A 981-nucleotide genomic window follows, 5' to 3' on the forward strand; every position below is an offset into this window, starting at 1 on the left:
ATAAATGGATGTAGGTTCAAGGTGAATATTGGAAATCTTAATGAAGAGGATGAAAAAAATATAATTAGTAATGAACAAAGTGAAATAGAAATTGATAAAGATGAAGTTTTACCTTTAGGAACAGTAGTGTTATTAAAAAATTCAAATAGAGAATTGGTGATAACAGGTAGAATGCAAAGGATAGCATCTGACTCAAATGAAAAAAGATGGGATTATTCTGGATGCGCATATCCTAGAGGATTTATGAGTGATGATGACAGTTATGTATTTAATACAGATCAAATAGAAAAAGTTTATTTTAAAGGTTATGAAGATACAGATGAAGTAGAGTATAATAGGGAGTTAATAGATTATAGAAATAAAGTGAAGGGCATAAAAACAACTAATAATGATAATTTAAAAAGCAATGAGAAAAATATAGACACTAAATGTGAAGTAGAAAACATAGCTAATAATAAGAATGAACTATTACCACTAGGTTCAATAATTACAGTTGAAGGAAGTAATAAAAAATTAATGATAATGGGTAGAGTCGCAAGCATTAAAGGTAAAGATTCTAATATTGTATATGATTATGCAGGGTGTATATATCCAGAAGGAAATATTAATATAGATACTAATTATGCTTTTAATAGAGAGGATATTAGTAAAGTTTATTTTAAAGGATATGAAGATGAAAAAGAAATAAAATATAATAAACAGCTTATAAAAAATAGAGAATTATTAAGAGGAGAATAATTAAGTATATATTTAGAATAAGAAGATAAATGAAAAGGTAAGGTAACATTACAATAAATATAAAGCTAATACATTAATTGAGATGTATTAGCTTTGTTGTATTTAGAATTCCATCAGTTAAAAGGTGGTTGTAGAGAACTTTTGGCAGTAAGTAGAAAAAATAATAAAAAATATAGTGAATGGAGATGGTGGAGTTAAAGTTGTTGATGTAATTGGGGGTGGTTTTGAAGTGGAAACTAAGAA

Annotated in this window: 1 protein-coding gene; it reads left to right on the forward strand. The window is 26.4% G+C overall.

All coding sequences use genetic code 11. From position 1 onward, the window contains the following. Window positions 1-738 (forward strand): DUF4176 domain-containing protein (locus tag NG904_RS16230; RefSeq protein ID WP_252232734.1); only part of this gene is annotated, 738 nt, incomplete at its 5' end. Window positions 739-981 lie beyond the last annotated feature (243 nt).

This window comes from Clostridium sp. ZBS15, assembly GCF_023845705.1.
Lineage (GTDB): Bacteria > Bacillota > Clostridia > Clostridiales > Clostridiaceae > Clostridium > Clostridium aquiflavi.